Source organism: Janthinobacterium sp. C22, from assembly GCF_057919405.1.
In genome coordinates, this window is sequence record NZ_CP193659.1 from 4,081,443 (window position 1) to 4,094,368 (window position 12,926).

At 64.7% G+C, this 12,926-nt stretch carries 11 protein-coding genes and 1 pseudogene; 8 read left to right on the plus strand and 4 right to left on the minus strand.

Annotation, left to right across the window (positions count from 1 at the left end; genetic code table 11):
- Positions 1-112 precede the first annotated feature (112 nt).
- The 7 genes from ACRHIG_RS19205 to ACRHIG_RS19235 all read left to right on the plus strand — a co-directional run bounded on the left by ACRHIG_RS19205 (position 113) and on the right by ACRHIG_RS19235 (position 5,985).
- Positions 113-688, plus strand: coding sequence for a helix-turn-helix domain-containing protein (locus tag ACRHIG_RS19205; RefSeq protein ID WP_071323776.1), 576 nt, complete (start codon positions 113-115; stop codon positions 686-688).
- 169 nt (positions 689-857) lie between these two features.
- The gene (locus tag ACRHIG_RS19210) at positions 858-1,784 is read left to right on the plus strand and encodes an STM4015 family protein (RefSeq protein WP_489627517.1); all 927 of its coding nucleotides are present in this window, start codon (positions 858-860) and stop codon (positions 1,782-1,784) included.
- 15 nt (positions 1,785-1,799) lie between these two features.
- On the plus strand, positions 1,800-2,888 hold the full coding sequence (locus tag ACRHIG_RS19215) for an STM4014 family protein (protein ID WP_489627518.1): 1,089 nt from the start codon (positions 1,800-1,802) through the stop codon (positions 2,886-2,888).
- Positions 2,881-3,729 carry an STM4013/SEN3800 family hydrolase gene (locus ACRHIG_RS19220; protein WP_489627519.1) on the plus strand — a complete coding sequence of 283 codons (849 nt, stop codon included), beginning with the start codon at positions 2,881-2,883 and terminating at the stop codon, positions 3,727-3,729. Before ACRHIG_RS19215 ends, ACRHIG_RS19220 begins: the two co-directional genes overlap by 8 nt.
- Positions 3,726-5,105, plus strand: a complete 1,380-nt coding sequence (locus ACRHIG_RS19225; protein WP_475414501.1) for an STM4012 family radical SAM protein — start codon at positions 3,726-3,728, stop codon at positions 5,103-5,105. Before ACRHIG_RS19220 ends, ACRHIG_RS19225 begins: the two co-directional genes overlap by 4 nt.
- On the plus strand, positions 5,099-5,551 hold the full coding sequence (locus tag ACRHIG_RS19230) for a hypothetical protein (protein WP_489627520.1): 453 nt from the start codon (positions 5,099-5,101) through the stop codon (positions 5,549-5,551). The genes ACRHIG_RS19225 and ACRHIG_RS19230 overlap by 7 nt, the downstream gene beginning before the upstream one ends.
- Positions 5,443-5,985 (plus strand): STM4011 family radical SAM protein, encoded by a 543-nt coding sequence (locus ACRHIG_RS19235; RefSeq protein ID WP_489630831.1) that lies wholly within the window; start codon positions 5,443-5,445, stop codon positions 5,983-5,985. The genes ACRHIG_RS19230 and ACRHIG_RS19235 overlap by 109 nt, the downstream gene beginning before the upstream one ends.
- Before the next feature lie 93 nt (positions 5,986-6,078).
- On the opposite strand, the pseudogene ACRHIG_RS19240 reads toward ACRHIG_RS19235, so the two are convergent.
- Positions 6,079-8,261: pseudogene (locus ACRHIG_RS19240) on the minus strand (prolyl oligopeptidase family serine peptidase).
- Positions 8,262-8,674: 413 nt separating this feature from the next.
- On the opposite strand from ACRHIG_RS19240, the gene ACRHIG_RS19245 reads away from it, so the two are divergent.
- Entirely contained in the window at positions 8,675-10,462 is a 1,788-nt protein-coding gene (locus ACRHIG_RS19245) for a GGDEF domain-containing protein (RefSeq protein ID WP_489630832.1), read from the plus strand.
- Between the two features lie 18 nt (positions 10,463-10,480).
- Here ACRHIG_RS19245 and ACRHIG_RS19250 read toward each other — a convergent pair whose 3' ends face one another.
- The 3 genes from ACRHIG_RS19250 to ACRHIG_RS19260 form a co-directional block, all read right to left on the minus strand.
- Complete coding sequence (locus ACRHIG_RS19250; RefSeq protein ID WP_489627521.1) at positions 10,481-10,924, minus strand: DUF6386 family protein; 444 nt, start codon at positions 10,922-10,924, stop codon at positions 10,481-10,483.
- On the minus strand, positions 10,921-11,397 hold the full coding sequence (locus ACRHIG_RS19255; protein WP_489627522.1) for a DUF4262 domain-containing protein: 477 nt from the start codon (positions 11,395-11,397) through the stop codon (positions 10,921-10,923). Before ACRHIG_RS19255 ends, ACRHIG_RS19250 begins: the two co-directional genes overlap by 4 nt.
- Positions 11,398-11,498: 101 nt before the next feature.
- Positions 11,499-12,884 carry a tetratricopeptide repeat protein gene (locus ACRHIG_RS19260; RefSeq protein ID WP_489627523.1) on the minus strand — a complete coding sequence of 462 codons (1,386 nt, stop codon included), beginning with the start codon at positions 12,882-12,884 and terminating at the stop codon, positions 11,499-11,501.
- Positions 12,885-12,926 lie beyond the last annotated feature (42 nt).

Sequence of the window (12,926 nt, forward strand, 5' to 3'; positions counted from 1 at the left end):
CTGTTTGAAGTCTACACGTTTCCGTGATTCCCTTCAAAATCCACTATTTCGAACTGAAATTCAATATAGTGGATATTACCCAAGCCTTTTGAACTTTGCAAGCCACCTGCCGATGAAAACCAGCGTTTCGACCAATTCTCCCCCTGAAGTGGGTGCCACCCTGCAACGCCTGCGCCTGGCGCGCGGCCTGACACTCGAGGATTTGTCGCGCATCGCGGGCGTCTCGAAGTCCATGCTGTCGCAGATCGAGCGCGAAAAAGCCAATCCCACCATCGCCATTACGTGGCGCCTGGCCAACGCCCTGGGCGTGCAGATCGGCGAATTGCTGTCGAGCGCGGAAAAAGCCGTGGAAACCATCCGCATCACGGATGCTCATGAAACCCCCACCCTGCCCGGCGACCACGCGGGCTACGTGCTGCGCATCCTGGGGCCGATGGAACTGGCCGGCAAATACGAATGGTATGAAGTGACCCTGGCGCCCGGTGGCGAACTGGCCTCGCAGCCGCACGACCCGGGCACCACCGAGCATTTGACGGTCATCCACGGCAACCTGGAACTGGAAGTGGGCGCGGCGAAGAAAAAGGTCAAGAATGGCGGCACGGCGCGCTATCCGGCGGACCAGCCGCATATCATCCGTAATCTTGGGAAAACCGAGGGCAAGGCCCTGCTGGTGGTGATCCATCGATAAGGCACGCCTGCAGTGCGCAATATGTCCATATGGCTATGCTAAGATTTTAGTATAGACAAGATTTCCAGGCCTGGATGTCTTCGCAGAGCGTCGCGGCACATCCCGGCTCGCCCCTCCGCCACACTGCGCGCGGCATCCAGGCCTCCACCGCCCACACGGAGCCACAGCGATGACCATTTCCGACAGCACCACCACCTTCCACGACAAGAAAGTCGTCCAGTACGACCCCGACCTGCCGTTCGACGCCTCGCCCGGCATCGTCTACCGCCTGTCGCTCGAATACGACGACAAGCGCAAGATGGACGAGCTGATCGCCGGCTTTCTCGGCAAGGCCGACAAGGGCGCGCTCGAGGCGCTGATCATCGGCATGTGGGGCGACCCGTACGAATCGGGCGCCGACGAGGTGATGGCCGCGCTGATCGCCCAGGCGCCGCAGTTGCCGAAGCTGCGCGCCCTGTTCATCGGCGACATGACGTACGAGGAATGCGAAATCTCGTGGATCGTGCAAGGCAGCTACAAGCCCCTGCTGGACGCCTTCCCGCTGCTGGAAGAACTGCGCATCCGCGGCGGCAATGAGCTCGTCATCGAACCGTTCGCGCACCAGCACCTGCGCCGCTTCACCATCGAAGCGGGCGGCCTCGATCAAAAGATCGCCGAGGCGCTGGCGCAATCGAGCATGCCGCAGCTGGAACACCTGGAACTGTGGCTGGGCACGGACGACTATGGTTTTTCGGGCGACGTGGACCTGTACCGCAAGGTGCTGGCGCAGCTGACCGTGCCCACCCTGAAATATCTGGGCTTGCGCGACGCGGAAATCGCCGACGACCTGGCCGTCTGGCTGGCCGAGGAACCGCTGGCGGCGCAACTCGATACGCTGGACCTGTCGCTGGGCACCATCGGCGACCTGGGCGCCGTGGCCGTGCTCAATCACACGCAGCTGGGCAAGTTGAAGCGCCTGGACCTGTCGCACCACTACATCTCGGAAGAAAACCAGGCCAAGCTGAAGGCGCTGCCTTTCGAGGTGGTGCTGGACGACCCGCAGGAAGCGGACGAGGACGACGGCGAAAGCTACCGCTACGTGGCCGTGGGCGAATAAGCGGAGCTTCGCCCTTTGCACACGCAACTCACCCTGCTGGCGACACAGGGCAGCAAGCGCGTGCGCCTGATGCAGGCGGCGCGCGCCCAACTGCGCCTGCCGCCCGCGCAGGTGCTGGAATGGCGCGACTGGCTGGCGCAACCGGCGCTGCTGCAGCACGCATTGCGCCAGCCTGGCCTGTTGAAAATCGAGCCGCCCGGCGACGATGCCGCCGCCCATTTGCTGTTGCTGCAGGCGGGCTGCAGGCTGCTGGAGCGTCCGCCGGTCGCTGCGCCCGAACACGGCGAGCTGCTGGCCATGGATGCATGGTTTGCCGGCTTTACGTCGGCCATGGCGTCCGTGGCGGCGCAACTGGCTGATTTGCCGCAAACGCGCGTGCTCAATGCACCAGCCGAAATCAGCCGCATGACGGACAAGCTGGCCTGCCAGCGCCACCTGGCCGCGCACGGCGTGCCGATACCTGCCTTGCTGGGACCCGTGCACGGCTACGAGCATCTGCAGGCGCTGCTGCACCAGCATGACCTGGACCGCGTCTACCTGAAACCGCGCTACGGCTCGTCTGCATCCGGCGTCATCGCCTATCGCCGGAACAAGGCCGGGCGCCAGCAAGCCACCACCTCGGCCGCCTTGTCGCGGGCGGATGGCCGGACGCGTTTGTTCAACGTCAAACGCATGGCGCGCTACGAGACGACCGCCGACATCGCCGCCCTCGTCGACGCGCTGGCCGCGCAGGAGCTGTATGCGGAAAGGTGGCTGAACAAGCCCCGCTGCGGCGACAGCCATTACGACCTGCGCGTGGTGACCGTGGCGGGCCAGCCCGCGCACCGGGTGGCGCGCATCGGACAGCAGATGATGACGAATCTGCACCTCGACAACCTGCGCGGCGACGCGTCCGGCCTGCTGGACGCAGCCGACCTGGCCGCGCTGGAGCAAACCGCCGCCCTGGCCGCGCGCGCCTTCCCCGCCAGCCACGTGACGGGCTACGACCTCGTCGTGCGCCACGGCCAGGCCCATGTGCTGGAGGCGAACGCCTTCGGCGACCTGCTGCCAGGCTTGCTGTGGCAAGGCATCGATACTTACACGGCGCAACTGGCCCATGCTTAAAGAAACACCGACCATTCCCGACATGCACGCCGTCGTCGGCAGTCACGATATCGTCTTCATCACGCTCGATACCCTGCGCTACGACGTGGCGGAAGCGCTGTACGAGGCGGGCGAATTGCCCGTGCTGGGGCGCTTCTTGCCGCCCGGCGGCTGGGAACGGCGCCACTCGCCCGCCACGTTCACGTATGCGGCGCACCAGGCCTTCTTCGCGGGCTTCTTGCCCACGCCGGCCGCGCCGGGCCGCCATCCGCGCCTGTTCGCTTCCGCCTTCGCCGGCAGCGAAACGACGTCGCCGCACACGTTTGCCTTCGAAGAAGCCGACCTGCCCGCCGCGCTGGCCGCGCGCGGCTACCGCACCATCTGCATCGGCGGCGTGGGATTCTTTAACAAACAGACGGCGCTGGGCTCCGTGCTGCCTTCGCTGTTCCAGGAAAGCCACTGGAGTGCGGGCATGGGCGTGGCCGGCCGCCATTCGACCGAAAAACAGGTGGCGCTGGCCATCGACCGCCTGGCGGACGGTGCACAGCGCACCTTTTTATTCATCAACGTGGCCGCCCTGCATACGCCGAACCGCGCCTACCTGCCCGGCTGCCGCGCCGACAACCTCGACAGCCACGCGGCCGCCCTGCGCTATGTGGACGGCGCGCTGGCGCCCTTGTTTGCCGCCTGCGCCGCGCGCGCGCCCACGTTCGCCATCGTCTGCTCGGACCACGGCAGCGCCTACGGCGAAGACGGCTACCGCGGCCACAGGGTCGCCCACGACAGCGTGTGGAACGTGCCGTATGCGCACTTTTTCATCGCCCCCGATACCGATATACCTCCCAAGGAGTCCCCACCGTGAATCCATCCGAACAACCGGGCACCCTGGCGCAGCGCATGCGCCACACGCCCTACCAGGCGTATTCGTATTCCTACCCGCACAAGGCGGCCTACCGCGCCTTGCCGCAGGCGGCGCCCCTCGCGCCCCTGTGGGCGCGGCAGGACCGCTCCGCCCTCTTCGCCTACATCCACATCCCGTTTTGCGAGATGCGCTGCGGCTTTTGCAACCTGTTCGCCATGGCCCGTCCCGGCGCCGACATGGTCGAGCGCTACGTGCGGCAAGTGCTGGTGCAGATGCGCGCACTCAACGGCGCACTGGGCGAACGGCGCTTCGCCCGCTTCGCGCTGGGCGGCGGCACGCCCACCTACCTGTCGCCCGCGCAGCTGGACACCCTGCTGTGCGGCGCGCGCGACATCCTCGGCATCGACCTGCAGCACACGCCGGCCGGCATCGAAGCCTCGCCCGAAACCATCACGGCGGAACGCCTGGCGGTCTGCCGCGCGCATGGCATCGACCGCGTCAGCCTGGGCATCCAGAGCTTTGCCGCCGGCGAAATGCGCGCGCTGGCCCGCCCGCAGCAAAACGCCACCGTGCAGCACGCCATCGGCCTGATACGCGACGCCGGCTTTCCCACCTTGAACCTGGACCTGATCTACGGCATCGCGGGGCAAACCGTCGCCAGCCTGCTCGCGTCCATCGACAGCGCGCTGGCCTTCCGGCCCGAGGAAATCTACCTGTATCCGCTGTACGTGCGCGAGCAGACGGGTCTTGGAAAAGTGGCGCGGCGCCAGGGCGCGCAGTCGCTCAACCCCATCATGCTGGCGCGCGACGGCGACAGCCGCCTGGCCCTGTATGCGGCCGCGCGCGACCATTTGCGCGCCCAGGGATACGAGCAGGTGTCGATGCGCATGTTCCGCGCGCCCCACGCACCGGAACAAGACGGCCCTTCGTACTGCTGCCAGAACGACGGCATGGTGGGCCTGGGCGCGGGCGCCCGCTCCTACACATCGCGCCTGCATTATTCGAGCCAATACGCGGTGGCGCGGCTTGATACCATCAACATCATCGACAACTACCTGGCGCTCGACGAGGCGCGCTTCGCGCAGGCCGAACACGGTTACCAGCTCGATGACGAAGAACAGCGCCGGCGCTACGTGATCCAGTCGCTGCTGACGGAACCGGGCCTGGACCGCGACGCCTACGCGGCGCGCTTCGGCTCCCGCTGCGAAGCAGACCTGCCGCAGCTGGCCGAGCTGCACGCGCTGGAATTGGTGGAGGAAGACGGTCCGCTGCTGCGCCTGAATGACCGGGGCTACAGCTACGCCGACACCATCGGCCCTTGGCTGGCATCCGATACGGTGCGCGCGCTGATGGCCGAAGGCGGCCAGGCGTGCTGACAGCGCAAGCACCAACGCTGTCCCTGCTGTACCGGGGCACGCTATCGAGCTGCAACTACGCCTGCGGCTACTGCCCGTTCGCCAAGAAGCGCGACAGCCGCGCCACACTGGCCCGCGATGCGCGCGAAGTGGCGCGCTTTAGCAGCTGGGTGGCGGCGCAAGACCGGAACATCAGCGTGCTGTTTACGCCCTGGGGCGAAGCGCTGGTGCGGCGCCACTACCGGAACGCGATGCAAACCCTGGCCAGCCTGCCGCACGTGCGCCAGGTGGCGCTGCAGACGAATCTGTCCGGCCCCTGGACTGGCTGGAGAACATGGACGGGCTGGAAAAGGTCGGCCTGTGGTGCACCTATCACCCGGACCAGACGACCTTGTCCCGCTTTCTCGCCCGCTGCGCGCGGCTCGATGCCATGGGCGTGCGCTATTCCGTCGGCGTCGTCGCCATGAACGAGCACCTGGAGGCCATCCGCGGCCTGCGCGCGGCCCTGCCCGCCCACGTCTATCTGTGGCTGAACGCCTACGACCGGCGTGGCCCCGGCTATTACAGCGAACAAGACCTGGCCGAACTGGACGCCATCGACCCGTGGTTCGCGCACAACCGCCGCCCGCCGCCCTCGCGCGGCAAACCGTGCCTGGCGGGCGAGACGTCGCTATCCGTCGACGGCGACGGCGAGCTGGCGCGCTGCCACTTCGTGCCCGAGCGGCTGGGGAATCTGTACGTGGATGAACTGGAAGACATGCTGCAGGAACGCTCCTGCCCCCGCTTCAAGTGCGATTGCTATATCGGCTATGCGCAGCGCAAGGATTTGCCGTTTCAGACGGTGTTTGGGGAGGGGGTGCTGGCGAGGATTGCGGAAGCAGGCCAGCGTAGGTCGGATTAGCGGCGGCACGCCGCGTAATCCGACACATTGTTGGCGCTGGCGGTGTCGGATTACGCGCTGCGCGCTAATCCGACCTACCGCCTTACTACCTGATTACTGCGCCGCCACCTTGGCCGGCTCAGGCGCCGTCACCGGCGTCATCTTCAGCGAACGGCTGAGGAAGCCCCAGCGGTCCGCCACTTCTTCGATCTGCTTGGTCGTCGGCTTGCCGGCGCCATGGCCAGCCTTGCTTTCGATGCGGATCAGCACGGGCGCCGGACCGCCTTGCGCTGCCTGCGCGGCGGCGGCGAACTTGAAGCTGTGGGCCGGCACGACGCGGTCGTCGTGGTCGGCCGTCGTGATCATCGTGGCCGGATAGCAGCCGCCCGCCTTCAGGTTGTGCAGCGGCGAGTATTTCACCAGCGCCTTGAATTGCTCTGCGTCGTCCGACGAACCATAGTCAGGCACCCAGCCCCAGCCCACGGTGAACTTGTGGAAACGCAACATGTCGAGCACGCCCACCTGCGGAATCGCCGCGGCGAACAGGTCCGGACGCTGCGTCATGGCCGCGCCGACCAGCAAGCCGCCATTGCTGCCGCCGCCGATCGCCAGCTTCGATGGCGAGGTGACCTTGTTGTCCACCAGCCATTGCGCCGCGCCAATGAAATCGTCGAAGACGTTTTGCTTGTTCAGCTTGGTACCAGCCTGGTGCCAGGCTTCGCCGTATTCGCCGCCGCCGCGCAGGTTGGCCATCACGAAGACGCCGCCCATTTCCACCCAGGCGAGATTTGCCACGGAGAAGTTTGGCGTGAGCGAAATATTGAAGCCGCCATAGCCGTACAGATAGGTCGGGTTCGAACCATCCAGCTTCATGCCTTTTTCGAGACGATGAACATCGGCACCTTGGTGCCGTCGCGGCTGGTGAAGAATTGCTGGCGCGTTTCAAAGGCGTTCGGGTCGAAATCGACCGTTGGCTGGCGGTACACCGTGCTTTTGCCCGATTTCATGTCGTAGCGGTAGATGGTCGCCGGCGTCGTGAAACTGGCGAACGAGTAGAACGTTTCCGTGTCGCCACGCTTGCCCGCGAAACCACCGGCCGAACCGATGCCCGGCAAGGCCACTTCACGCACCAGCTTGCCTTTCAGATCGACGATCTTGATCTGCGTTTGCGCATCTTTCAGGTAGTTAAGCACCAGCTGGTTGTTGATCAGGTTGACGGCGACCAGGGTTTCCGCCGCTTGCGGCACGATCTCTTTCCAGTCGGCAGGCGCAGGTTTGCGCGTGTCGATGGCGATCACGCGCGATTTTGGCGCCTTGTTGTCCGTCTTGAAGAAGAACACGGGACCGTCATTGTCGATGAACGAGTAGGAAGCGTCGAACTCCTCCAGCAAGCCCACCACCTTGGCGTTCTTCTGGCGCAAGTCCTTGTAGAAGACGCGGTTCTTGCGTTCCGTTCCCTGCGTGGCCGTGATGATCAAATAATTGCCATCGTCGCTGACGGTGCTGCCGCCGAACGCCCATTCCTTCTGGTCGGGACGGTCGAAGACGAGCACGTCGTCGCTTTGCGGCGTGCCGATCTTGTGGAAGTACAATTTCTGGAAGTAATTGATATCGGCCAGCTTGGTGGCTTCGTTCGGCGCGTCATAGCGGCTGTAGAAGAAACCGGTGTTGTCCTTGGTCCACGAGGCGCCCGAGAACTTGGCCCACTTGATGTGGTCCGTCAAATCCTTGCCCGATTCGATGTCGCGCACTTTCCACTCGTTCCAGTCGGAACCGGAGGCGGACGTGGCGTAGGCCAGGTATCTGCCGTTCGGGCTGATCGAGGTGCCGGCCAGCGCCACCGTGCCGTCCGTCGACAGGGTGTTCGGGTCCAGCAGCAGACGTGGCTCGTCGGACAGCTTTTTCACCGTGTACAGCACGGCCTGGTTTTGCAAGCCGTCGTTGCGGCTGTAGAAGTAGCGGCCACCCTGTTTCGTTGGCGTAGAGAAACGCTCATAATTCCACAGCTTGGTCAGGCGCTGCTTGATCGCGGCGCGCTCGGGGATCGTGCCCAGGTACGATTGCGTCAGCTTGTTTTGCGCCGCCACCCATGCGCCCGTTTCCGCGCTGTTGGCGTCTTCCAGCCAGCGGTACGGATCGGCGATGGTGGTGCCGAAATAGCTGTCTTGCTGATCGACTTTTTTGCTGACCGGATACGTCACGGGGGCGCCATCGCCGGCAGGACAGGATTGTGCCAGGGCATTGCCACCGAAAGCGGCCAGCAAGCTGCATATGAGGGTTGCACTACGTAATTGCATGGGTTGTTTGTCTCATTGTTGGATGTCGAGGAAAGCAGGCCGCGCACACATGCCACGGCTGCCCATGTTGACTTTCGCCAAGAGAAATCATAGCGCGGATTACCACTTTTAAAGCACAGTTATCCGATGGATTTACCGTCTTTTGTTTGGCAAATTTAGATGGATTGCCATGATAAATCTCGCTTTTGGCGGAATCGGCAAACTGACGTTCATACAAGAAACTTTATCAAAAGAAAAGTCGTTTCATCAAGCTGTCATAAATCTTCTTTACTATCAGCAACATGTTCATGGCCCGTCCAGAGGCCGTGCCGCCACATCCGCCTATGTACACTCTCGCCCTCCCTTCCGCCACCGCCGCGCCTGCCCCCGCGACGCCATCGAACGTGGCTTACCTGAAGCCGCCATCGGCCAGCATGACCATCGAAGGGACGGATGCCTTGCACGAGATTCTGGCGGGCCGCAAGCTCAGCGCGCTGTTCCAGCCCATCATCCACATGCACAGCGGCGACATCATCGGCTACGAGGGCTTGATACGGGGGCCGTCCGACAGCCCCCTGCACGCGCCGATGAATCTGTTCAAGGTGGCGCGCGCGCATGACCTGACCCTGGAAGTGGAACACCTGTGCCGGCAAGTGGTGCTCGAACGCTTTGCCGAACTGCAGCTGCCAGGAAAACTGTTTCTCAACGTCAGCCCCGAGTGTTTGTTGCTGCGCAATGCGCGCCATGGCGAAACCCTGGAATACATCGAGCACATCGGCATCAATCCGGACCGGGTCATCATCGAGCTGACGGAAAACCAGCCCACCTATGACTACGAGCTGATGCGCGAAGCGGTACTGCATTACCGCAACATGGGTTTCCAGATCGCCATCGACGACCTGGGCGAAGGCTTTTCCAGCCTGCGCCTGTGGTCGGAACTGCGGCCTGAATACGTGAAGATCGACATGCATTTCATCCAGGGCATCAATAACGACCCCGTGAAACTGCAGTTCGTGCGCTCGATCCAGGAAATCGCGGAGAAATCGGGCACTTTGGTGATCGCCGAAGGCATCGAGGCGCAGACGGAATTGCTGGTCTTGCGCGACCTGGGCGTGGCGTTCGGCCAGGGTTATCACCTGGGCCGGCCCAACATGGTGCCGGCGCGCGCCCTGCCGGCCGAAGTGGTGCAGGCGCTGGGACGCAACGGCGTGGCCGTGTATCCGCAGCGCAGCAGCCTGGAAAAGAACGGCGCCACCATCCGCAAGCTGCTGCACCGCGTGGCGGCCGTGTCGCCGCAACTCAACAACAACGAGGTGTACGACATCTTCCTGAAGGAACCGAAGCTGATGATCATCCCCGTCGTCGACGACGGCGTGCCGCTGGGCCTGATCAGCCGCTTCGAAATGATCGACCACTTCGCCCGCCCTTACCAGCGCGAACTGTACGGCAAGAAATCGTGCAGCCTGTTCATGGATGCCACGCCCCTGATCGCCGACCACGAGACGAGCTTGCAGGAACTCAGCTACACCATGGTGCAGTCCGATGCCCACCACCTGTTCAACGGCTTCATCATTACCGAACACGGCCGCTACCTGGGCATGGGCACGGGCCACGACCTGATGCGCGAAATCACGCAGATGCAGATCAATGCGGCCCGTTACGCGAACCCCCTCACGCAACTGCCCGGCAACGTGCCCATCAACGAGCATATCGACCGCCTGTTGCACAGCGCTGCCCGCTTCTGGGTCTGCTATTGCGACCTCGACCACTTCAAGCCCTTCAACGATGTGTACGGCTACCGCAAGGGCGACGACGTGATCCAGCTGACGGGAGAAATCCTCAGCGGCCATTGCGACCCCAACCGCGACTTCATCGGCCACATCGGCGGCGACGATTTCATGATCCTGTTCCAGAGCGAAGACTGGGAAACGCGCTGCCAGGCCATGCTGGACGACTTCGCGGCCGCCATCCTCGCCTACTACAGCAGCAGCGACTGCGAACGGGGCGGCTACATCAGCGAAGACCGGCAAGGCAAGAAAGTGTTTTATTCCTTGATCAGCCTATCCTTGGGCGCGATCAAGGTCGAGGCGCACCAGTACTACACGCACCACCAGATCGCCACGCAGGCGGCGGAAGCGAAGAAACAGGCGAAGAAAATCCACGGCAACAGCCTGTTCCTGGACCGGCGGCAAGGCGCGGCCGTGGCGCGTATGGATGGGTAGCCAGGGTTCAACGGCGCATCAAATACGCACGAGGTCAGCAAACGCATTGTTGCTGCGCGCATCGGACACGAATGCCAGGCTGACGTGCGCGCCATCGCGGCGCGCCTGCACGCGGTAGCTGCCCGCCGGCACGTCCACGAACAGGCCGCCGTATGCCGTGTCCGGTTCCAGGCCGCCGCCCGTGACGTCTTCCCCGGCGCCGATGAAGACGCGGCCCGAGGCCACGGCCAGGTGCACGCTCGCATGCGGCTCGGCAAGTTCGGCGTGCAAGGCGATGTCATACGCGCCGTCGCCGCCCACGTTGAAAAACGCCGCCTGGCCCGCATTCACGGCCGCCAGTTCCGCGCTGGGGAGGCTCCACCAGTCGCAGTCATCGTCGAGCTTGTGGCGCAGGAGGGCCGGGTCGAACACGCACAAGGTCGCCGTGCCGGTCACAATGCGGACGGAGATGCCTGCCGTCATGCGGCCGGAGGCGCCGGTCCCAGCAGGGGCTGGCTCTCCACGTACTGCGCGCTCGCTTGCGCCTGCCACGGGAAGTGGCCATCGCGCGACGGCCAGACGATCTGGTACAAGGTAAAATCATCGCCCTGGTAATACCAGCGCGCATAGCCGACATAGTTGCGGTATTGCTCGACGGGCACGCGCACGAAGGCGCACGGATGGCCTTCCAGCAAGACCTCCGTGGTGGCCGTGAAATCCGTGATGGCGCCGCTGCGCACGGCATCGAGCGCCACGTCGAGTATCTGGTGAGCCATGGAGCGCGGCAAGCCCATGATGAGAAATTCCGGCTGGCCAAAGCTGTGGCCGGCGCCTATCGTGAAGGCATAGCCGGGACCTTCTTCGTCAGCACTGATATGCACGCCATGCCAGCCGTGCGTGGCGATGTCGTCGATGACTTTTTGCTCGGATGCATCCTCGCCTGCCTGCCTTACCATGTTCCACCTTTCACTGTGCCGAAAACCGCGCCGCTTTCGCGGCATGCTCTTTGGCAATTATCGCATGCAGTGCGCATCCCTGCGCGCACGGGGCTGGCGCTTCAGTCGGGCGGCAGCGGCGGCGAGCGCACCTGGTGCCATTGCCGCATGCGCCGCTGCGCCTCTTCCAGCTGTGCCGGCTCCAGCCTGGCGGCCGCCGCTTCCCGTGCCCTGGCCGCTCCGCTGTCGCCGCCCTCGGCCGCCAGCGCCAGCCACATGTAGCCGCAGACGGGATCCTTTTCCACGCCGCGCCCGCTGTTGTACATGCCGCCCAGATTGTACTGCGCCAGCGCATGGCCCTGGCCGGCCGCGCGCGCATACCATTGCACGGCCTGGCCATCGTCTTGCGGCACGCCATGGCCGTTCGCATACATGACGCCCAGGTTGTTTTGCGCGCTGGCATCGCCCTGCTCGGCCGCCGTGCGGTACCAGCGCACGGCGCACACCTCGTCGCGCTCCACGCCCTGGCCATTCGCATACATCACGCCCAGGTTGAACTGCGCATTCGACGCGCCCTGGGCCGCCGCCTTCGCATACCAGTCCAGCGCCTGGCGCAAGTCGCGGGCGACGCCGCGCCCGCCCGCAAACATGCCGCCCAGATTGTATTGCGCCATGCAATGGCCTTGGGTCGCGGCGCGCCGGTACCAGGCGACGGCGCGCGCCTCGTCCCGGTCCACGCCCTGGCCGCGCGCCAGCATCAGGCCCAGGTTGAACTGGGCGTCGGCGTCATCCTGCTCGGCCGCCCGCTGCAGCCAGGCGTAGGCGCGCAGCTGGTCGGGCGCCACGCCCAGGCCTTCCGCATACGCCACGCCAAGCTGACGCTGCGCCACGGCCAGGCCCTGGGCGGCAGCCTGGCGGAACCAGGCCAGTGCCTGCGTATCGCTTTGCGCCACGCCCTGGCCCCGCTTGTAGACGAGGCCCAGGTTCAGCTGCGCCTGCGCATCGCCCTGCAAGGCGGCCTTGCGGAACCAGGCCAGGGCCAGCGCATCGTTCTTCTTCGCGCCCATCCCTTGCGCATAGGCTTCTCCCAGCAAGGATTGCGCGCTCGCCACCCCCTGTTCGGAGGCGCGGTAAAACCACGCCAGGGCCAGCTCGTCGCTCTGCAGCACGCCGCGCCCCTTGCGGTACATCTGCCCCAGGTTTTGCTGGGCCGAGGCATCGCCCTGGGCGGCCGCGCGGCGGAACCACAGCACGGCGTCCTCGTCGCTCTGCGCCACGCCGCGGCCGTGGTAATACAGGGCGCCCAGGTGGTTCTGCGCGAAAGCCAGCCCCTGCAGCGCGGCCAGGCGTAGCCAGACAAAGGCGCGCGCATCGTCCTGCGCCACGCCCTCGCCCTTCTTGTACATCAATCCCAGGTTGAACTGGGCATAGGCATTGCCCTGCTCGGCAGCCGTGCGGAACCAGATATACGCTTCGTGGCTATCTCTGGCAGTATGGTGCTTGTCCATGTGCGCCCCCATCCACATTGCGCTTGCCGGCAGCACGCGCAA